This window comes from Streptomyces roseus (genome assembly GCF_001044425.1).
GTDB classification, from domain to species: Bacteria; Actinomycetota; Actinomycetes; order Streptomycetales; family Streptomycetaceae; genus Streptomyces; species Streptomyces roseus.
Window position 1 is genome coordinate 105,015 of record NZ_LFML01000006.1, and the last position, 19,204, is coordinate 124,218.

The 19,204-nt window shown below is 72.0% G+C and carries 17 protein-coding genes and 1 pseudogene; 7 read left to right on the forward strand and 11 right to left on the reverse strand.

The window, feature by feature from the left end:
• Positions 1-25 precede the first annotated feature (25 nt).
• Together ACS04_RS01165 and ACS04_RS01170 are read right to left on the reverse strand one after the other, a co-directional pair.
• Positions 26-271, reverse strand: a complete 246-nt coding sequence (locus tag ACS04_RS01165) for a DUF397 domain-containing protein (protein ID WP_048474540.1) — start codon at positions 269-271, stop codon at positions 26-28.
• Positions 268-1,104, reverse strand: coding sequence for a helix-turn-helix domain-containing protein (locus tag ACS04_RS01170; protein WP_048474633.1), 837 nt, complete (start codon positions 1,102-1,104; stop codon positions 268-270). The genes ACS04_RS01165 and ACS04_RS01170 overlap by 4 nt, the downstream gene beginning before the upstream one ends.
• Positions 1,105-1,230: 126 nt before the next feature.
• Between ACS04_RS01170 and ACS04_RS01175 the strand changes: the two genes are divergently transcribed.
• Genes ACS04_RS01175 through ACS04_RS01185 form a run of 3 tightly spaced genes read left to right on the forward strand, consistent with a single transcriptional unit; the run spans position 1,231 to position 2,356 of the window.
• A complete protein-coding gene (locus ACS04_RS01175; protein WP_048474541.1) occupies positions 1,231-1,656 on the forward strand; it encodes an ATP-binding protein in 426 nt (141 codons plus the stop codon).
• A gap of 44 nt (positions 1,657-1,700) precedes the next feature.
• A complete protein-coding gene (locus tag ACS04_RS01180; protein ID WP_048474542.1) occupies positions 1,701-1,955 on the forward strand; it encodes a type II toxin-antitoxin system VapB family antitoxin in 255 nt (84 codons plus the stop codon).
• Complete coding sequence (locus ACS04_RS01185; protein ID WP_048474543.1) at positions 1,952-2,356, forward strand: PIN domain nuclease; 405 nt, start codon at positions 1,952-1,954, stop codon at positions 2,354-2,356. The genes ACS04_RS01180 and ACS04_RS01185 overlap by 4 nt, the downstream gene beginning before the upstream one ends.
• Before the next feature lie 96 nt (positions 2,357-2,452).
• Here ACS04_RS01185 and ACS04_RS01190 read toward each other — a convergent pair whose 3' ends face one another.
• From ACS04_RS01190 to ACS04_RS01200, 3 genes are all read right to left on the reverse strand, one after another.
• Positions 2,453-2,698, reverse strand: coding sequence for a hypothetical protein (locus ACS04_RS01190; protein WP_048474544.1), 246 nt, complete (start codon positions 2,696-2,698; stop codon positions 2,453-2,455).
• A 59-nt stretch (positions 2,699-2,757) separates the two neighbouring features.
• A complete protein-coding gene (locus ACS04_RS01195; protein WP_048474545.1) occupies positions 2,758-3,618 on the reverse strand; it encodes an LLM class F420-dependent oxidoreductase in 861 nt (286 codons plus the stop codon).
• Positions 3,619-3,690: 72 nt separating this feature from the next.
• Complete coding sequence (locus tag ACS04_RS01200) at positions 3,691-5,100, reverse strand: ADP-ribosylglycohydrolase family protein (protein WP_078864330.1); 1,410 nt, start codon at positions 5,098-5,100, stop codon at positions 3,691-3,693.
• A gap of 289 nt (positions 5,101-5,389) precedes the next feature.
• Here ACS04_RS01200 and ACS04_RS01205 point away from each other — a divergent pair, with 289 nt between their 5' ends.
• Positions 5,390-6,484 carry a tyrosine-protein phosphatase gene (locus ACS04_RS01205; protein ID WP_048474635.1) on the forward strand — a complete coding sequence of 365 codons (1,095 nt, stop codon included), beginning with the start codon at positions 5,390-5,392 and terminating at the stop codon, positions 6,482-6,484.
• A 72-nt stretch (positions 6,485-6,556) separates the two neighbouring features.
• Here ACS04_RS01205 and ACS04_RS01210 read toward each other — a convergent pair whose 3' ends face one another.
• Both ACS04_RS01210 and ACS04_RS01215 read right to left on the reverse strand, forming a co-directional pair.
• Positions 6,557-9,121, reverse strand: coding sequence for a bifunctional FO biosynthesis protein CofGH (locus ACS04_RS01210; protein ID WP_048474546.1), 2,565 nt, complete (start codon positions 9,119-9,121; stop codon positions 6,557-6,559).
• 49 nt (positions 9,122-9,170) lie between these two features.
• Positions 9,171-9,953, reverse strand: a complete 783-nt coding sequence (locus tag ACS04_RS01215) for an SDR family oxidoreductase (protein ID WP_048474547.1) — start codon at positions 9,951-9,953, stop codon at positions 9,171-9,173.
• A gap of 1,399 nt (positions 9,954-11,352) precedes the next feature.
• Between ACS04_RS01215 and ACS04_RS01225 the strand changes: the two are divergent.
• Positions 11,353-11,565, forward strand: a pseudogene (locus ACS04_RS01225) (Uma2 family endonuclease); the annotation flags it as partial.
• Here the strand turns inward: ACS04_RS01225 and ACS04_RS01230 are convergent.
• Entirely contained in the window at positions 11,544-12,758 is a 1,215-nt protein-coding gene (locus ACS04_RS01230) for an aminotransferase-like domain-containing protein (protein WP_048474549.1), read from the reverse strand. The pseudogene ACS04_RS01225 and the gene ACS04_RS01230 overlap by 22 nt on opposite strands.
• 141 nt (positions 12,759-12,899) lie before the next feature.
• Between ACS04_RS01230 and ACS04_RS01235 the strand changes: the two genes are divergently transcribed.
• Positions 12,900-13,751, forward strand: a complete 852-nt coding sequence (locus ACS04_RS01235; protein WP_048474550.1) for a hypothetical protein — start codon at positions 12,900-12,902, stop codon at positions 13,749-13,751.
• A 144-nt stretch (positions 13,752-13,895) separates the two neighbouring features.
• Here ACS04_RS01235 and ACS04_RS01240 read toward each other — a convergent pair whose 3' ends face one another.
• The 3 genes from ACS04_RS01240 to ACS04_RS01250 form a co-directional block, all read right to left on the reverse strand.
• Positions 13,896-14,108 (reverse strand): DUF397 domain-containing protein, encoded by a 213-nt coding sequence (locus tag ACS04_RS01240; RefSeq protein WP_048474551.1) that lies wholly within the window; start codon positions 14,106-14,108, stop codon positions 13,896-13,898.
• A 249-nt stretch (positions 14,109-14,357) separates the two neighbouring features.
• Positions 14,358-15,233 (reverse strand): helix-turn-helix domain-containing protein, encoded by an 876-nt coding sequence (locus ACS04_RS01245; RefSeq protein ID WP_048474552.1) that lies wholly within the window; start codon positions 15,231-15,233, stop codon positions 14,358-14,360.
• A gap of 325 nt (positions 15,234-15,558) precedes the next feature.
• Positions 15,559-16,305, reverse strand: coding sequence for a GOLPH3/VPS74 family protein (locus tag ACS04_RS01250; protein WP_030156705.1), 747 nt, complete (start codon positions 16,303-16,305; stop codon positions 15,559-15,561).
• 165 nt (positions 16,306-16,470) lie between these two features.
• Here ACS04_RS01250 and ACS04_RS39135 point away from each other — a divergent pair, with 165 nt between their 5' ends.
• Positions 16,471-19,128 carry a hypothetical protein gene (locus tag ACS04_RS39135; RefSeq protein WP_245236234.1) on the forward strand — a complete coding sequence of 886 codons (2,658 nt, stop codon included), beginning with the start codon at positions 16,471-16,473 and terminating at the stop codon, positions 19,126-19,128.
• Positions 19,129-19,204: the final 76 nt, after the last annotated feature.

Consider the following 19,204-nt stretch of genomic DNA (forward strand, 5'->3'; position numbering starts at 1 on the left):
GTCTCCGATGCCGGCCAGCCGGAGCTCAGGCTCCGGTGACGCCGCCGAGGAAAGCGGCCCAGGCCGTGGGCGCGACCGCCAGCTCCGGACCGGCCGTCACCTTCGAGTCCCGGATGTGGACGGCTTCGGGGCATGCGGCGACCTCGACGCAGTCGTCACCCTCGCTGCCGCTGTACGTCGACTTGTGCCAGGAGAGGGCGACCTCGACGCAGTTGTCGCCGTCGCCGCTGCTGTAACTGCTCTTGAACCAACGCAACTGGGATCTGTTCACAGGTCGCCTCGCATTCGCATCAACAAGCCCACGCTGTCTGCAGGGTTGAGGGCCTGAATGCGAAGTTTGGCATACCGCTGGTGGAGAACGCTGACGTCTTTCGGGTCATAGATGACCCGACCCGACTGCTGCCCTTCGCTGTACCCCACCCACTCGTGGTCGTTCGTTTCGAGAAGACAGAAGGGCCCACCGAGACCAACGTGTTGCTGGCTCACTCTTGGCATCATCTGTAGGTCGACATTGGGCAGCGCCGTGCACTCCAGCAGGTGGTCGATCAGCTGTCGGGTTACGACCGGTCCGCCGGTCTGCCTCTCAATGACACCCTCTTCGAGGATGAAGCTGAAGACTGTGTACGGGGTGCGGGACAGTAGCTTCTGCCGGTCCAGGCGGGCCACGATCCGAGCCTCCGCCTCTTCCGTCGTGGGTGGCGGCAGTACGGCCCTGACCAGTGCACGTGCATAGGGCTCGGTCTGTAACAGTCCGGGGACCGAACGGGACTCGTACGTATTGAGCGTGACCGCTTCCTCCTCGTGCTCCGCCCAGGCTCTGAACCAGGACGCCAGCCCCCGCCTTCGCGTCAGCTCCCTCGCGGCGATGCGGAGGACGCCGAAGGCGTCCAATGCCTCCTCCGCTCGGTCTACGAACGTCACCGACGGATGGCGCCGCCCCTGTTCCACCGAGCCGACGTACTGGACCGAGTACCTGACGCGTTCCGCCAGTTGCTCCTGAGTGAGCGCGGCGCGTTTACGGAAGGCCCTCACCGTCGCGCCGAAGTTCCGCAATCCCCCGTCCGGTCCTGTCCCGCCGTCACCACTCTCATCCTGGCTCGCCATCGCGGTCACCTCCCGCATTCAGCTTCACGGGCGGTAACCGCGCCTGTCCAGAACGTGAACTCGTACAGATGAAAAGTAGCGGTCGACTTTCTGGCAACCGCCCCGCTCGCACGAGACGTTGCTCCCATGACCGGAGCCCCTGTCCCCGCCCAGCCCCCCGTACTCACGTTCACGCAGCGTTTCAGCAGCACCCGGCGCGGGGCCCGCCTCGCACGGTGTCTCGCCATGGTCGAGCTGCACGACTGGGGGATCCCGCACCGCAGCCCGCTCTCCGAGGACGCGGAGCGGATCGTCGCCGAGTTCACCGCCAACGCCGTCACCCACGGGAATGCCGCCGGACGCGACTTCGAGCTCAGGCTGACGCTCCTCGGCAGCGTGCTCCGCATCGAGGTGTCCGACGCCCGCCGGGAGCGGCGGCCCGCCGTCCGGCCGCACGCCCACCAGGCCGAGGGCGGCTACGGCCTGCGGATCGTCGACGCCGTCGCCGCTGACTGGGGTGTCACGGACCGCCTGATCGGCAAAACGGTCTGGGCCGAGCTCGGCCGACGGTGATATCTTTTTTGAGAATCGTATATACGCCCAGCCTGGAGGCCGCGATGACCCGAACGGTGATCGACCTGGACGACGAGGCCTTGGCGGAAGCCGCCCGGCACCTCGGCACCACGACCAAGCGGGACACCGTGAACGCCGCCCTGCGGGAGATCGCCGACCGCCGACGCAGAGCGGCAGCGGTGGAGCGGATGCGGCAGATGGTCGTCGATGGCGAGATCGACTTCTCCGGCATCGAGGGCGGCGATGGCGCGGACGATGCGGACGGCGCGGACGAGCCGGGAAGGCGATCGGCTGCGTGAGCGAGAGCTTCCTCATCGACACCAGCGCGCTCATCCGCTTCTACCGTCGGCAGGCGGCTCCCGCATGGGACGAGGTGGTCACCTCGGGAGTCGTGGGGCTGTGCGAACCGGTCCGTCAGGAGTTCCTGCGTGCCGTCGGAGGTCGCCCGACCTACTACGAGGCCGATGGCCTGCTCCGGGAGACCTTCCCGTACTTCGTGGCCCGCGACTCCGTATGGGAGGAGACCGCGGCGCTCCAGCAGAAGATGGCCGACGCGGGCTGCCACCGGTGCGCGAGCCCCGTCGACCTGTTGGTCGCCGTCACCGCGCAGCACCACAAGCTGACCGTCCTCCACCAAGACGCGGACTTCGAGACCATCGCCCGCATCACGGGGCAGCCCGTACGGCGCATCGCGAACTGAGAGCGCGGCCGCTCGCGCGCGTGCCGCCGACCAGGTCCTGGGCCCCCTGAGGCCGAGGTTCGCGGACGCCGGCCGGGATGCTCTCCCACCGGAGACTCACGCGGAACCCTCCGGGACGAAGACGCTCACCCGGTAGCTCGTCGGGTGGGTGAGGCGGCCGCAGAACTGGTCGATCCGCACGCACTCCGGTGAGATTCCGCGCTCGGCGGCGAGGCGGCGGACGTACTCCTTCAGCTCCGTCTGCTCCTGCGTCGAGAACAGCGGTTCCCAGTGGCCCGGTACGGCCGCGGCCCGGCGGTGGGCACGTTCCCGGCTTCGTTTGCGCTTCTGTTGGCCCGGCATGTGATCAGCCCCCTTTCGGGGGCCATCGTCGGGCCGGCCGTGTGTCCGCGTCGAACGGATTACAGGTACTGCGCGAAGTCGTCCAGGATGCGCAGGATTTCGGGTTCCCGCTCCGGCGGGAGCTGGAGGACGACCTCCTCGATGCCGAGGTCCGCGTAGTGGGCGAGCTTGCCCGGGTTCGGGTGGACCGCGTACGGGACCACCTGGAGGTTCTTCGGGTCGCGACCCGCGGTCTCCCAGACCTGGCGCAGCGCCGGCAGGGATTCGGTGAGGCCGCCCCCGCCGATGGGGAGCCAGCCGTCGGCGTGGTCGGCGATGGCCGCGAAGAGCTTCGGGCCGGCCGCGCCGCCGATCAGGATGCGGGGGCCGTGGAGGGGGTGGCCGGGGCCGAGTTCGCGCGGGGCCTGGAGCGGCTTGGGGTGGGCCTGGCTGGCCTGTACGGAGCAGTACTCGCCGACGTACGCGGTGGGTTCCGGCGCCCACAGGGCGCGCATCAGCGCCATCCGGTCCCTGACCAGTTCGCGGCGGGTGGGCCACTCGACGCCGTGGTCGGCGGCTTCCTCGACGTTCCAGCCGTAGCCGATCCCGAGGGTGAAGCGGCCGCCGGAGAGGTGGTCGAGGGTGGCGATCTGCTTCGCGAGGGCGATCGGGTCGTGCTGGGTGACGAGGGTGATGCCGGTGCCGAGCCCGAGGCGTTCGGTGACGGCGGCGGCCTGGCCGAGGGCGACGAAGGGGTCGAGGGTGCGCCCGTACATCTCGGGCAGGTCCCCGCCCATGGGGGCGGCGGTGTCGCGGGCGACCGGGATGTGGGTGTGCTCGGGGAGGTAGAGCCCGGCGAACCCGCGCTCCTCCAGGGCTCGGGCGAGGCGGACGGGGGAGACGGTGTGGTCCGTCAGGAAGATGGTCGTGGCGATCCGCATGGCAGGGGCACCTCCGTGGCTCTTCGGTGGAGGGCCACGCTACGGCCTGTCCGCACGATTGTTGAGGGGGTGTCAGGCCTTGACCGCGTTGACCACGGGGTAGCGGACCTGCCAGCCGGTGGAGGAGACCTTCGGGCCGTGCAGGGAGGGGCCCTGGGTCATTTCGAGGGCGAAGTCGTCGGCGAGTTCCAGGAGGGTGGCTCGGCCTTCGAGGTCGGCGAGCCAGGCGCCCGGGAGGGCGGTCTCGCCGTGCAGGGCGCCGAGGAGGGCCCCGCAGAGGGAGCCGGCGGCGCCGGAGTCGCCGTCGTGGTTGACGGCGAGGCGCAGGCCGTGCGGGACGTCCTCGGCGACGAGCGCGCAGTAGACGGCGACGGCGAGGGCGTCCTCGGCGGCGCCGGGGCCCTGGCCGCTGTCGCCCAGGGCCGACACCGTGCCGGCGGAGGGCGTCCCCTGGGGGGCGGCCGCCAGTGCCCGCTGGAGGGCGTCGGTGACGGCCTGGTGGCCGGGGCGGGCGCCGAGCAGTCCGAGGGAGCGCTGGACGGCCGCGTCGAGGGAGTCGCCGCGGGTCAGGCCGTGCACGATGACGGCGAAGGCGCCGGCGGTGAGGTAGGCGGCGGGGTGGCCGTGGCTCTGCGCCGCGCACTCGGTGGAGAGTTGCAGGACGAGCCCGGGCTCCCAGCCGACGAGCAGGCCGAAGGGGGCGGAGCGGGCGGCCGCGGCGGCGTCGCGGGCGGTGGGGTTCTTCGGCTGGTCGAGGGTGCCGAGGACGGTGTCGGCGAAGCCGGTCAGGCAGGCGCGGTCGGGGCCGCGGCGGGCGTAGAGCCACTCCTGCCGGGCGAGCCAGCCGTTGTCCGGGCGGCGCTCGTCGGGGCCCCAGTCGTGCTGGGTGGCGGCCCAGCGGAGGTAGGCGCGGTGGATGTCGGTCGGCGGGTGCCAGGCGCCGGTGTCCCGGCGTACGTGGGCGCGGATCAGCCCGTCCACGGTGAACAGGGTGAGCTGGGTGGCGGCGGTGACCGTGCCGCGGGGGCCCTGCGGTCCCGGGGCGGGGTCGGTCAGCCCTTGCGGGCCGTGGGCTTCGCGGATGGCGTCGAGGGAGAGCGCGGCCACGGGGGCGCCGAGGGCGTCGCCGACGGCGGAGCCGAGGAGCGCCCCGCGGACGCGGCTGCGGAAGTCCTGCTGCTCGGCCCGGCCCCAGAGCCCGGCGACGACGCGGGTCCGCCCGCCGAGCGTCGCTCCGGGCTGCGCCGCGGGGCGGGCTCCGCCGACCCGGGCGGCGATCCCGGCCGCTGCCGCGGCGCCGCCCACCGGCCGGGTGCCGGTGACGGGGCCGGCACCCGAGACGGGGCCGGTGCCCGCGCCAGGGCTGCCCCCCGCGACGGGGCCGGTGCCGCTGTCGACACCGGTGTCGGGGTCGGGGCGGGGGCCGGTGCCGGGGCCGCTCACCGGCGGTATGGAGTGCTTCTCGGTCGTCGTGTCGTCCATTGCGATCCCCCTGCCCCGCCCGGCATGCTCTGGCGCGCACTGTAATGGACACGTCTGATCGAATCCGGAACGGGGGCGTCCAGCAGGCCTCATGCGCTGGCGGAACGGCTGGAATCCGTAGGCCGTTCCCTCGGCATGACGTGCCCGTCCGGTCCGAAGAGGCTGGTAGACGCCCTGGTGACAGCGCTTGATCAACAGGTGGCACGTTTTGCCACTCGCCTTGGAGCCGGTCGGTTTCGGCCATGTCTCGTTCATGCAGAGTTATCCGACGGCCAACAGCCTCAAGGGCATGAAGAAGGCACTCCTCGCCGCGACCGTCGTCGCCTCCGCGCTCACCGCTTCCCTGGTCGCAGCCCCCGTCGCCACCGCCGCCTCGGCCTCCACCGGCTGGGACCTCCCCTGGAGCAACCACCACAGCCGCACCACCTCCATCCCCTTCACCGAGGCCACCGTCACCGCCGACGCGGGTGGCACGTTCACGCTGAAGTGGAAGGCCCAGGGCGTCAGGCGGGTCGAGATCAAGGCCAACGGCAAGGTCGTCGCCAAGGGCGGCGTCCAGGGCACCGCCGTGGTCTCCGGCCTGCCCGCCGCCGACCGCCAGTGGTTCGACTTCAAGGGCGACCGCGGGGAGGGCCTGCGCCTCGCCGACCGCCACATCGCGCTCGACGGCGCGGTCAACTTCCGCGACGCCGGCGGCTACCGCACCACCACCGGCCGGTGGGTCAAGATGGGCGAGGTCTACCGCTCCGACGCCCTCGACAAGCTGACCGCCGCCGACCTGGCCAAGCTCCAGCGCCTGCGCGTCAAGAACGTCTTCGACCTCCGCATGACGAGCGAGCGCACCAGCGCCCCCGACAAGGTCCCGGCCGGCGCCACGTACACCGTCGCCGACGTCTTCGCGGGCTCCGGCTCCTTCCAGACCCTGCCCAAGTCCCCCGACGAGGCCGTCAAGGCCATGGTCGACGCCGAAAAGGCGATGGTCGGCGGCGAGGGCGGCAAGAAGGCGTACCGGCAGGTCTTCGAGGGCCTTGAGCGCGACCGCGACCGCGCCGTCCTCTTCCACTGCACCGCCGGCAAGGACCGCACGGGCTGGGCGAACGCCGCCCTGCTGACTGCCCTCGGCGTACCGGCTGACACGGTCATGGCCGACTACCTGGCCAGCAACGACTACCGCAAGGCCGCCAACGACGCGATCCTGTCCCACCTTCCGGCCCCGCAGGCCGCCGTCTACAAGCCGATGCTCGACGTCCGCGCCGAGTACCTGAACTCCGGCTACGACGAGGTGAAGGCGGAGTACGGCACCTTCGACCACTACCTCGAGGACGGGCTCGGCATCGACGCCCGCGAGCTGAAGCAGCTCAAGAAGGACCTCCTCGTCGGCTGATCCACCGGCCGCACCGGACGCCGGAAGGGCCCGGCCGGGGAAACGATCCCGGCCGGGCCCCTCGCGCGGGCCTCAGTCCAGCACCGGCAGCAGCTCCGGCAGGTGCCCGTCCGAGGCGCGCGCCGCCTGCTGCCGCTCCTGCGGCACCTCCCCGTACAGCGTCGTACGGGCCCTCGCCGGCCGGCCCGCGGCCTCCGCGACCGCGATGAGGTCCCGTACGGACTTGTACGAGCCGTAACTCGACCCCGCCATCCGGGAGATGGTCTCCTCCATCAGCGTCCCGCCGAGGTCGTTGGCCCCCGAGCGCAGCATCTCGGCCGCGCCCTGCGCACCCAGTTTCACCCAGCTCGTCTGGATGTTGGTGATGTGCGGATGCAGCAGGATCCTGGCCATCGCCGTCACCGCGCGGTTGTCGCGGACCGTCGGACCGGGCCGGGCGATGCCCGCCAGGTACACCGGCGCGTTGGTGTGGATGAACGGCAGCGTCACGAACTCCGTGAAGCCGCCGGTCCGCTGCTGGATCCGGGCGAGCGTGCGGAAGTGCCCCAGCCAGTGCCGCGGCTGGTCCACGTGCCCGTACATCATGGTCGACGAGGAGCGGATCCCCAGCTCGTGCGCCGTCGTGATGACGTCGATCCAGTCCGCCGTCGGCAGCTTCCCCTTGGTGAGCACCCAGCGGACCTCGTCGTCCAGGATCTCGGCCGCCGTGCCCGGGATGGAGTCCAGTCCGGCCTCCTTGGCGGCCGTCAGCCACTCCCGTACGGACATCCCCGTCCGCGTGGCGCCGTTGACGACCTCCATGGGCGAGAACGCGTGCACGTGCATCCCCGGCACCCGCTTCTTCACCGCGCGCGCGATGTCGAAGTACGCCGTCCCCGGCAGGTCCGGGTGGATGCCGCCCTGCATGCACACCTCGACCGCGCCCACGTCCCAGGCCTGGGCGGCCCGGTCGGCGACCTGGTCGAGGGACAGCGTGTACGCGTCGGCGTCCGTGCGGCGCTGTGCGAAGGCGCAGAAGCGGCAGCCGGTGTAGCAGACGTTCGTGAAGTTGATGTTCCGCGTGACGATGTACGTGACCTCGTCGCCCACCACCGACTTGCGCAGGTCGTCCGCGATCCGGCACAGCGCGTCCAGCGCCGGGCCGTCCGCGTGCAGCAGGGCGAGGGCCTGGTCGTCGGTCAGCTTCGTCGGGTCGTCGGCGGCCTGCGCGAGCGCCGCCCGTACGTCGGTGTCGATGCGCTCCGGGACCATGCCGGGGGCGGCCGCCTCGCGCAGCGCCTCCCAGTCCCCGTAGACGTCGTCGAAGTCCTCGCGCCGGTCGCCGGTGCGGCCCTCGGTGTCGATGGTGGCGTGCAGGTCGGTGCGCCCGTACGACCCGAACCCCTCGTCGGGCTCCTGCCAGGGGCGGCCGACGACCTCGGCCTCCGGGTTCGCGAGGCCGGTCTGCGGATCGGCCAGCGCCCGTACGTGCGGCAGCAGCCGCGGGTCCAGCCACGGCTCGCCGCGCTGCACGAACTCCGGGTACACGCACAGCCGCTCGCGCAGCTCGAAGCCGGCCGCGGCGGACTGCTCGGCCAGTACGTCGATCTGCGGCCAGGGCCGCTCGGGGTTCACGTGGTCGGGGGTCAGCGGCGAGACGCCGCCCCAGTCGTCGATGCCGGCCCGGATCAGCCGCGCGTACTCCCCGTCGACCAGGTTGGGCGGCGCCTGGAGGCAGCCGGAGGGACCCATGATGTGCCGGGCGACGGCGACCGTGGCGACGAGGTCGTCCAGCTCCGCGTCGGGCATGCCGCGCATCGCCGTGTCCGGCTTGGCGCGGAAGTTCTGGATGATCAGCTCCTGCACGCCGTGGTACGAGCGTGAGACGCGGCGCAGCGCGAACAGCGACTCGGCCCGCTCCTCGTAGGTCTCCCCGATCCCGATGAGCAGCCCGGAGGTGAAGGGAACGGAGGAGCGCCCGGCGTCCTCCAGGACGCGCAGGCGTACGGCCGGCTCCTTGTCGGGGGAGCCGTGGTGCGGGCCGCCGGGCTCGGACCACAGCCGGGTGGCCGTGGTCTCCAGCATCATGCCCATCGAGGGCGCGACGGGCTTGAGCCGCTGGAAGTCGGCCCAGGACATCACGCCGGGGTTCAGGTGCGGGAGGAGCCCGGTCTCCTCCAGGATCAGGATCGAGATGGCCCGCACGTAGGAGATGGTGTCGCTGTAGCCCGCCGCCTCCAGCCACTCGCGGGCCTCGGGCCAGCGGTCCTCGGGCTTGTCGCCGAGCGTGATGAGGGCTTCCTTGCAGCCCAGCGCGGCGCCCCGGCGGGCGATGTCGAGCACTTCGTCGGGGGACATGAACATCCCGTGGCCGGCCCGGCGGAGCTTGCCGGGGACGGTCGCGAAGGTGCAGTAGTGGCACTTGTCGCGGCACAGCCGGGTCAGCGGGATGAACACGCTCTTCGAGTACGTGATGACGCCCGGCCGCCCGGCGGCCGCGAGGCCGGCGTCGCGGACCCGGGCGGCGGAGGCGGCGAGGTCTTCGAGGTCTTCGCCGCGGGCCTGGAGGAGTACGGCCGCCTCGGTCGCGTCGAGCGCGACGCCGTCGCGGGCTCGCCTGAGCGCGCGGCGCATCGCGTTTTCGGTCGGAGTCGTCATGCGGTGAGCATACGATCCGACGTCCCCGCGGGGAGGGGGCGCCGGGGGCTCATCGCATCAGCTCACCGGCGTTGACCAGCAAGGACTGGCCGGTTATCGCCCGTGCCCGGTCGGAGGCGAGGAAGACGGCGGCGTCGGCGACGTCCCCGTCGGTGGCCAGATCGGGCAGCGCCATGCGCTCCGTGAGCCGCTTGTGCACCTCGGCTTCGGGGACACCCTCGGTATGCGCGGTGAAGGTGACGAAGGCCTGTACGGGCGGCCCCCACATCCAGCCGGGCAGCACGGTGTTGACCCGGATCCGGTGCGGGCCGAGCTCGCGGGCCATCGAGTACATGGCGGAGGTGAGCGCCCCCTTGGAGGCGGCGTACGCGGCCTGCCGCACCTCGTTGGGCGCGGCGACGGCGGACTGCGTCCCGATGATGACGACGGAGCCGCCGCGCTCTTTGAGCGCGGGCAGGCAGGCGCGGGTCATGCGCAGCGTGCCGAGGAGGTTGACGTCGAGGATCTGCTGCCAGGTCCCGAAGTCGGCGTCTTCGAGGCCGCCGAAGTAGGAGTCCCAGGCGGCGACGTGCACCACGGCGTCGATCCCGCCGAACCGCTCGCGCCCCAGCCCGGCCAGGGCGGCACACTGGGCCTCGTCGGAGATGTCGGTGGGCAGGTACGCCGTGTGCCGGCCGTCGGGGTCGATCTCGGCGGCGGACTTGGCCAGATTGGCCTCGGTCCGCGCCCCGAGCACGGCGTTCCCTCCGTCGCGCACGACGGCGGCGGCGACCTGGTGGCCGAGTCCGGCCCCGACCCCGGAGACGATGACGGTCTTCCCTTGCAGCAGCATGCGGGTGCCTCCCAGCGCCGGGCCTGTAGGTGACGGTGCGTCAGATTACGGGTGGGGCGCCGAGGAGGGAAGGGGTGGGACCGGGTTCGGGGAAGGCGTGTGGCGGTGGCGGGAGTGCCGGTTCCTCTCGTGGTCAAAGACCAAAGAACCGGGGAAAGAACCAGACCGAACCCCTCCAGCCTCCCGTTCGACCGCAATCGCTCGGTCGGGTGAATCTGTCCAACTGGACTGGATTTGCGTGGGGTTGGCTGGCACATGCTCGCCGCGACAACTCCAGACATGAGACGACCCCCGGCGGGACGGCAATCCCGGCCGAGGGTCTGATCCACGAGGAAGAAGAGACCTTCCCGATGGCCTTTCAGAAGCTTAGCCGGGCCATGCCCGCATCGCTCCGCGCCCCGCGCGGAACCGCCCGATCCGGTGGCGTTTCCGGCGTCAGGCACGTCAATGTCCCCCTCGCGGCCAATTTCACCGTCGTGAGCAACCTGCTCGCCCAGAGCCGGGAGCTGTCGCTGCTCGCGATGGGCGTCGGCCTGCACATCCAGTCGCTGCCCGAGGGCGCCCAGGTCAGCATCCGGGCCCTGGCCGAGCGCTTCCCCGAGACCGAGTACCGCATCGGCCGGGCCCTCGGTGAGCTGGAGGCCGCCGGATTCCTGCGCCGCACGCGGCTGAGGATGCCCAGCGGCAGCATCGTCACCCGCACCGTGTCCTACAACCTCCCGCTGTCCGAGACCCCGCCGGACCCGGGGCCGTCCCCGGAGCCGCCGAGGCCGGGGCTCGGCCCAGACCCGGACCCGGAGCCGGACCCGGACCCGGAGCCGGAGCCGGAGCCGGACCCGGAGCCGCCGAGCCCCGCCCCCGAACCGCCCGCGCCCGAACCGCCCGCGCCCCAGCCCGCGTCCGCGCCCGCGCCGGGGCCGGTGTCCGGCGCCGAGTCGGCGGGCGGCCCCGTACGGAACCCTCGGCCCGCCCGGGACGTGCTGCGGGTGGCCGGGGAGCTGCTGGCCGGGCTGCGGGTCCGCGAGCCGCGCCTGCTGCTCGCCGAGCGGGACGTCGAGCGCCTCGCGCCCGGGGTCGTGGAGTGGCTGGACCGCGGGGCCGCGCCCGAGGCCGTACGGCGCGCCCTCACCGCGGACGTACCGCCCGACCTGCGCAATCCGGCCGGGCTGGTCGCGTACCGGCTGCGCGCCGCCCTCCCGCCCCCGCTGCCCCGAAGCGACCGGGGGCCCGCCGGCACGCCGCCCCCCGACCGGGCCGTCCACCCCTTCCGGACCTGCGACGGCTGCGAACGCGCCTTCCGCTCCCCGACGCCCGCCACCCACTGCGGCGACTGCGCGGCCCACGCCCGAAAGGCTGCCCAGCATGAAGGTGATGACTCGGCCCCCTGGGCACAGACGAGGAGGTCCGGGACTACCCGCTCCTCGGCATCCCCGTCTACGCCGTCTTCGACCCCCGCACCGCCACGGGCGCCGTCATGTCCGACATCCACCCGACGCCCGAGGGCCCCCGCTACGCGACCCGCAAGGACTTCGTCTACGGCGAGGACGTCACCATCGCCGACTGGACCATCTCCACCGACGGCCTGCCCCGCTACGCGGAACCGGGGGAGTAGTCCGCGACCGCGCCCGCCAGGCGGCTCAGGCCCTCCGCGATCTCGGCCGGGGTGTGCGTCGTGAAGGACAGGCGCAGGGTGCGGGGGTCGGGGGTCCCCGTGTGGAAGGGGGCGCCCGGGACGAAGGCCACGGCGCGGGAGAGCGCCGCCGGCAGCAGCGCGCCCGCGTCGTGGCCCTCGGGCAGGCGGGCCCACACGAACATGCCGCCCTCGGGGCGGTTCCACCGCGAGCCCTCCGGCAGGGCCGCGCCCAGACCCGCCAGCAGCGCGTCGCGCCGCTCCCGGTAGGCCGCGCGGACCGTGGCGATGTGCGCGTCGAGGTCGGCGGTGCGCAGGTAGTGGGCCGCCGCGAGCTGGTCCACGGTCGAGGTGTGCAGGTCCGCCGCCTGCTTGGCCACCGCCGCCGCCCGCCGCAGCGCCTGCGGCGCGCGCAGCCAGCCCAGCCGCAGTCCCGGGGCCATGACCTTCGAGAAGCTCCCGAGCAGCGCCGTACGGTCCTCCGCCCCCGGGTGCGCCGCGAGCCACGGGACCTCCGCCCCCTCGAACCGGAGCTCCCCGTACGGGTCGTCCTCCACCAGCCACAGCCCCCGCCGCGCCGCGATCTCCGCCACCGCCGCCCGCCGCGCGCCCGGCAGGGTGCGCCCGGTCGGGTTCTGGAACGTGGGCACCGAGTACAGGAGCTTGGGCCGCTCCCGGGCCGCGATCTCCTCCAGCTCGTCCGGCCGCATGCCCTCCCCGTCGCAGGGCACGGGTATGACCCGCGCCCCGGCCAGCGCGAAGCACTGGAGGGCCGCCAGGTACGTGGGGTTCTCGACGAGGACGGTGTCGCCCGGCTCCACCAGCGTCGAGGTGATCAGGGTGAGGGCCTGCTGGGAGCCCGTGGTGACCACCAGGTCGTCCGCGCCGGTCCGCAGCCCCCGGGCCGTCACCCGCGCGGCCACCGCCTCGCGCAGCTCCGGCGCGCCCTCGGTGGTCGAGTACTGGAGCGCCCGGCCGGCGGACTGCGTGAAGGCGGCGTCGTACGCGGCCCGCAGGCCCTCCGTGTCGAAGAGTTCGGGCGCGGGCAGGCCGCCGGCGAAGGAGATCACCCCCGGGCGGGCGGTGAGGGCGAGGATCTCGCGGACGGGCGACCCGGCGACGGCCGTGGTGCGGGCGGCGAACGCGGGCGGGGGGACGGTGGCGGTCGCGTACATGGTGCTCCTTCGGGGAGGCGGGTGCGCGCATCCTAGACGCGGAAGCGTGTAGACAGCACCTATGTGTCAGGGAGTGGAACGCGGCACGGGGTCCCGTCGCCGGTCTCGTCATCTGACGCCACATCAGCTAGACCCTTGGGCATGACGACACACGAGCACCGCGAGGACACCCGGCCCGAGGACTACGCCGGTCTGGCGGCCGTCGGCCCGTACGGGGTCCGCCCCGGCCACGCGCTGATCACGATGGTGGAGCCGCACCCGGGCCACGAGTACGCGTACAACCGCTGGTACGAGGACGACCACTACTACGCCGGTGCCATGGCCATGCCCTGGATGTACGCGGGCCGCCGCTGGGTCGCCACCCGCGAACTCCAGGAGCTGCGCTACCCGGAGAAGTCGGCCGTCGCCCAGCCCGTCACCGCCGGGTGCTACCTCTCCACGTACTGGGTCACCGAGGGCCGCTACGACGAGCACATGAAGTGGACGGTCGGCATCAACAAGCGGCTGAACCGGGACGGCCGCGTCTACCAGGACCGCACCCACGTGTTCACGTCCTTCCAGGACCACGAGGCGACGGTCTACCGCGACGGGGCGGCGGGCCCCCGGGACTTCCACGCCCTCGACCACCCGTACGCCGGCCTGGTCCTCCAGGTCGTCGACGCCGACGGCCCCGAGCGGCGGGCGGAGCTGCTGGAGTGGCTGCGCTCGCGCGCCCTGCCGGAGCGGCTGCACGGATCGCCGGCCGCGATGGTGACGGTCTTCCGGCCGACTCCGCTGCCCGGAGACCGGATGACGTACGTCAAGCAGGTCGAGGGGGTCGACACCCGGCTGACGCTGCTGTGGTTCCTGGAGGCCGATCCGCGCACCTGCTGGGACCGGTTCCGGGGCCTGGACGCCGAGGTGGCGGAGGCCGGGGCGGGGCGGGTGGAGCTGGTGGCGCCGTTCATCCCGACGGTGCCGGGGACGGACCGGTACGTGGGGGAGCTCCGCTAGGAGGTGGAACTGGGGCCGGGACATGGCCGAGCCCCCTCGGCCGGGACGGCGGGCCAGTCGAGAGGGCTTCAGTCAGTGGTGCGGGTGATGCGGTTGTGGCGCGTGATGCAGAGGAAGGATCGGTGGGGCCGTACGCCGTGACGTTCAGGCGAGGCGCCCCAGCCGGCCCTCGGTGACGTCGGCGACGAAGGAGGTCCAGGAACCCGGCGCGAAGGTGAGGGACGGGCCGTCCTGCACCTTCGAGTCGCGCACCGCGATGGCCTCCACGACCGGGGACTTGACCTCGACGCAAGCGCCGTTTCCGCCGGAGTAGGAGGACTTGATCCAGTTGTCCGTGGCGCCCTGACGAATAGCCATGTTTCTCTCCGGTTCAGCGAGTTGTGCCAGTGAGGTGTCGGCCATTTCGCTTCCCTGACCGACGTGATCGACGCTACCGGCACCTCCGGACAGGTGAAGGGGTCATTCACCCGACCGAGTGGCATATTCCATTCAGGACTTCTGTGGCTGGGGAGTGACGGTGTACCGTACCGGCCCCCCTCGCCACCTGCCCGGTTTCCTCCCTTTTTACCTCGTTCTCGATTCCTCCGGCTCCTTGGCGGACACCCTCTAGCGTCCTTTGCTCGCGTACTCGTCGATGATCTCGGCGATGAACTGCCGCGTCTGTTCCACGTTGAGGGCCTGGGCGCGCAGGTGCTCGTACATCACGCTGTACTTCTGGACGTCGTTGGCCTTCTCCAGGTAAAGGTCGCTCGTCACGCCCTCGATGTAGACCACCGTCGAGTCCGAGGCGTCCGGGAACTCCAGGATCGCGTACTGGCCGTTCACGCCCGGGTGGGCGCCCATCGAGAACGGCATCACCTGCACGGTGATGTAGGGCTGCTCGGACTGCTCTATCAGGTACTCCAGCTGCTTGATCATCAGCTGGGGGTCGCCCACGTGACGGCGCAGCGCGGCTTCGTCGATGACCGCCCACAGACGCAACGGCCCGACTTCCGGATTGTTGTTGTCCGTCTCGGAGAGCCGTTTCTGCCGGTGCATGCGCACTTGTACGCGCTTCTCGACGTCGACGGGTGCGGTCTCGGGCAGCGCGCCGCGGATGAGGGCCTGGGCGTACTCCGGGGTCTGGAGCAGGCCGGGCACCATCTGGGGTTCGTAGGTGCGCAGGCTGGCGGCATCGGTCTCCAGACCGATGTACACGCTGTACGGGATGTCGCCGAAGGCGTGCCACCACCCCTGCTGGCGGGAGTCCTTGGCCATCTGCATGAGGGAGTCGACGAGCCGCCGGTCCTCGACCTCGTACACGTCGCGGACGTCGCGCTGGCTGATGGAACGGCGCCCGTTCTCCAGCCTGCTGATCTTCGACTGGGAGACGAGCAGGCGTTCGGCGACCTGCTCGGCCGTCATGCCCTTGTCTTCGCGGAGCTTGCGCAACTCCATGCCCAGTCGGCGGCGTCGGACGGTGGGATTGACATTGGACGCCACGTGAACGGCACCTCCGCCTTCTTCTGGTTCTGTCTCTCTGCGTGTCTGATGGTGAGCAGACTGCCACCGAAGGGCGGGGCGGCGCCGGAGAACGGCCCGGAAATGCAGACGCGCGGGACGGCGGGGCCGGCGGACCGGCCCCGCCGTCCCGCGCGCTGGCGGCTCCCGAACCGGGTCATCGGGGACGCCGGTTGCGGCGATGGCGGTTCGGTGGAGCGGTGAATCGTTACAGCGGCGGAGCCGAAGTTCATTCGGTCCGGTGGTGCCGGTGGTGCCCTGGTTCAGGTCGTTCAGGTCGTTCAGGTCGTTCAGGTGGATCAATGGATCAGTGCGCGGCCACACCGGCGCGTGCCATCGCGCCCGTCCGGCGCGCCTGCATCGGTACGCCGTTCGCCGTGGCCCGGGCGGCCGGCGGGGCCGCCGGTGCGCGGTCGCGGCGCGGCTGCGCCGCCACGCCGTTCTGGACGTCCATGACGGCGTGCGCCACGAGACCGCCCATCGGGTCGTGCCGGATCAGATCCCGCAGCCGGGATCTGGACGACCGCCCCTCGTTGCCGGGGTACAGGTGCTTGCCGAGTCCGACCGCGTGGGCCAGTGCGGCGAGCGCCGCGGTCCGCGGGTCCGGCGGTACGCCGGTGCGGATCGCACTGTCGAGCCGGGCACGGATCTCCCGGCTGATCGCCGTGTCGGTCGCCTGGTAGCGAGTCGTCGGCAGCACTCCGCACATCTGGCCCGCGACGGCATGCACCATGCCGCAGCGCTCCAGGTGAGCGAGGTAAATCTGGCGGAGCCCCAGCCGGGGTCCACCGATCCAGTGGACGGCCCGTACCGGGCTGCCGCGCCTGCGCAGCAGTTCCAGTGCGGAGTCCAGAGTCGGATCTCCTGTCGGCCGTGGCATCACCACGGCGATACGATCCCCGTCAGGGGCTATCCGTCCTGCCAGAGCCAGCTCTACTAGCTGTGCCCCGGCCAGGCCGAGGTCGAGCGACTGCGGCTGCGCCGTGGTACCCGTGGTCGGGTCCAAAGCGAGCAGCAGAAGCTCCTCCGGAATTGTTCTGCGGCTCCTGCCCATCCATGCCTCCCCGCGTGGATGAGTGACAGGGTGACGCCTCTCACATTCATCTGTCGAGAGCGCCTGGTCGTTTTGTGGGGTAACGGCAACTATGTCGTTCTCGTCTGGCGCGGGGGCGATGCTCCCTAGACGGGACACTGTTAGACATTCGGACAGCCGGACGTAGTGGCGATCGAGGAGGAACTGGTGGCGGGCGAGTCCCCCGACAAGTCGGTTGATGAAGGAGCGCCGGGGGCGGCGATGTCCTCCGCGGAGCGTGACCCGAGGCTGTCGGTCTTCCGGCCGCGGGAACCGGAGTCGGGTACCGCGGGCGAGAAGGGTGACCCGCTGCGCGACGCGGTGGCGGCGTGGGTGGCCACGACGGAGGACGAGACGGAGTCCTCCGGTCGGGTGGACTCCGAGGCCGATTCCGAGGCTGACGCGGATGCGGATGCGGATGCGGATGCGGACGCCGACGGCTACAGCGGTGCGGACGCCGACGCTGCCGCGGAAGCGGCCCCGGATCCGGTCGACAGCGATCGCACGACGGCCCTGCGCACCCCGTCGCCCGCACCGGCCGAGCCCGAGTCCGCTCCGGCCCCGACCTCCGACGAGACCGACGTGCCCGAGGCGGCGCCCGCCGCTGCCGAGCCGGGTGAGGCGGCCCGGGAGCAGCCGCACGACAGCGAGCGCACCGCGGTCTTCCGGGCCGTGCGGCCCGGCGGCGGTACGGACGCCCCGGCGCCCGCCGCCGGGAAGCCCGTCGACGGTGAGCGGAGCCCGGCGACTTCCGGTTCCGGGACCGCGCGTACGGATTCCGCTTCGGCCGATTCCGCATCCGGTACGGACAAGTCCTCCGTTGTCGACGCGGCGGCCGGGCCCTCTGCGGACGAGAGCGAGCGCACGGCCGTCTTCCGCGCCGTGAAGCCGGGTTCGGCCCCCGCGCAGGGCGGTTCGCCCGCTCCTTCGGCGGGTTCCGCTTCGGCCCCTGCCGACGGCGAAGCCAAGCCCTCGGCCGCCAAGTCGGGTTCCGCTTCGGCGGACGAGAGCGAGCGCACCGCCGTGTTCCGGGCCGTGAAGCCGGGGAGCGCCGGGCGCGGCCCCGTCGAGGGCGGCAAGGACTCCGGGGACAGCGAGCGCACTGCCGTGTTCCGGGCTCCGAAGGTGGATTCCGCATCCGGCCCCGCCGGCAAGGATTCCGACGGGGCGGCCGACAGCGAGCGCACCGCCGTGTTCCGCGCCGTCAAGCCGGACACCAAGGACTCCGCCTCCGCGCCGACCTCCGCGCCGACCTCCGCCCCCGATGCGCAGAAGCCCGCCGCCTCCCGGCCCGTGCCGCCGAAGGCGGTCGGCGGGGAGCGGGCCAGCACGTTCGTCCCGCTGCGCAAGGACGACGTCCCGGCTCCGCCCAAGCCCGCCCCCACGGCCTCCCCGGCAGCGGCTCCCGCTCCGGCCAAGGCCCCGGCCAAGGCCCCGGCCCCGGCTCCGGCCAAGGCCGCCCCGGCGGCCCGCGTACCCGTATCCGAGGGGTCCGAGCGGACCACGCAGCAGCCGCTGCCTCCCAAGCCGCCGCTCGACATGCTCGCGGACCTCACCAACAACCCGCCCCCGCCGCCGAGCCCGATGCGCACGGCGATCCGGCGGTTCAAGATCTACGCCCCGCTCGTCGTCCTCCTGGCGATCGTCCTGGCCGTCGTCCAGCTCGTGCGCCCCATGCCCGAGCCGAAGCTCACGATGACCGCGAAGTCCTCGTACACCTTCGACGGCGGCAATCCGGTCCTGCCCTGGCCGAAGGAGGGCCAGGGCTACATGGCCGCCGCCGGCCTCGGCACGGTCGGCAGCTTCGGCGAGCAGAAGCCGGTGGCCATCGGCAGCGTCGCGAAGACGATGACGGCGTACGTGATCCTGAAGGACCACCCCCTCAAGAAGGGGGAGAAGGGTCCCGCGATCGACGTCGACCAGACGGCGGTCGACGACGGCGCCAAGAGCTCCGAGGGCGAGTCCACGGTCGGCACGCTCAAGGCGGGCGACAAGATCACGGAGTACGACGCCCTCGCCGCGATCATGATTCCGTCGGCCAACAACGTCGCGCGGCTGCTCGCGCGCTGGGACTCCGGCGGCGACCAGGACGCGTTCGTCAAGAAGATGAACGAGGCCGCCAAGGAACTCGGCATGACCAACACCACGTACACGGACCCCTCGGGTCTGGACGCGACGACGGTCAGCACCGCGGAGGACCAGGTCAAGCTCGGTCTCAAGGTCGTGGAGATGCCGGAGCTGGTCGCGATCACCAAGCTGCCGGAATGGACCGACGCGTACGGCAAGAAGTGGCGCAACTACAACACCCTCATCCCGGGCAACGGCGCGCTCGGCATCAAGACCGGCTCCACCACCAAGGCCGGCGGCAACCTGCTCTTCGCCGCCGAGAAGCAGGTCGGCAAGACCAGGCAGCTGATCGTCGGCGCGGTGCTCGGCCAGTACGGCGTCCCGATCCTCGACACGGCGATCGCGGCGAGCAAGCAGGTCATGCTGGCCACGCAGAAGATGCTGGTGAACGCGCCCGTCGTGAAGAAGGGCGACGTCGTCGGGTACGTGGACGACGGCCTGGGCGGCCACACGCCGGTCGTCGCCACCGCCGACGTGGAGGCGGTCGGCTGGCCGTCGCTCACCGTCAACGTCAAGCTCTCCCCCGGGGACGGCAAGCTGCCCCAGACCGCCAAGGCGGGCACCGAGATCGGCGTCCTGACCGTCGGCGAAGGGGCCAGCCAGGTGAAGGTGCCGGTGGCGCTGCAGAGCGACCTCGCCGCGCCGGGCATCGGCAGCAAACTGACCCGTGTCGGCTGATCGCCCCCGCGGTACCGAGTGATTCCGGCGCCCCGGGCAACCCCGGGGCGCCGCCGCGCGTCTAGCGAGCCGGGAA

Bases quoted from the DNA above. Each gene is read 5' to 3' on its own strand.
- ACS04_RS01195 (WP_048474545.1), bottom strand. From the start codon at position 3,618: ATGCGGATCGCCACGACCATCTTCCTGACGGACCACACCGTCTCCCCC.
- ACS04_RS01250 (WP_030156705.1), bottom strand. From the start codon at position 16,305: ATGGGCAGGAGCCGCAGAACAATTCCGGAGGAGCTTCTGCTGCTCGCT.
- ACS04_RS01190 (WP_048474544.1), bottom strand. From the start codon at position 2,698: ATGCCGGGCCAACAGAAGCGCAAACGAAGCCGGGAACGTGCCCACCGC.
- ACS04_RS01210 (WP_048474546.1), bottom strand. From the start codon at position 9,121: ATGACGACTCCGACCGAAAACGCGATGCGCCGCGCGCTCAGGCGAGCC.
- ACS04_RS01200 (WP_078864330.1), bottom strand. From the start codon at position 5,100: ATGGACGACACGACGACCGAGAAGCACTCCATACCGCCGGTGAGCGGC.
- ACS04_RS01230 (WP_048474549.1), bottom strand. From the start codon at position 12,758: ATGTACGCGACCGCCACCGTCCCCCCGCCCGCGTTCGCCGCCCGCACC.
- ACS04_RS01240 (WP_048474551.1), bottom strand. From the start codon at position 14,108: ATGGCTATTCGTCAGGGCGCCACGGACAACTGGATCAAGTCCTCCTAC.
- ACS04_RS01215 (WP_048474547.1), bottom strand. From the start codon at position 9,953: ATGCTGCTGCAAGGGAAGACCGTCATCGTCTCCGGGGTCGGGGCCGGA.
- ACS04_RS01175 (WP_048474541.1), top strand. From the start codon at position 1,231: ATGACCGGAGCCCCTGTCCCCGCCCAGCCCCCCGTACTCACGTTCACG.
- ACS04_RS01205 (WP_048474635.1), top strand. From the start codon at position 5,390: ATGAAGAAGGCACTCCTCGCCGCGACCGTCGTCGCCTCCGCGCTCACC.
- ACS04_RS01235 (WP_048474550.1), top strand. From the start codon at position 12,900: ATGACGACACACGAGCACCGCGAGGACACCCGGCCCGAGGACTACGCC.
- ACS04_RS01170 (WP_048474633.1), bottom strand. From the start codon at position 1,104: ATGGCGAGCCAGGATGAGAGTGGTGACGGCGGGACAGGACCGGACGGG.
- ACS04_RS01180 (WP_048474542.1), top strand. From the start codon at position 1,701: ATGACCCGAACGGTGATCGACCTGGACGACGAGGCCTTGGCGGAAGCC.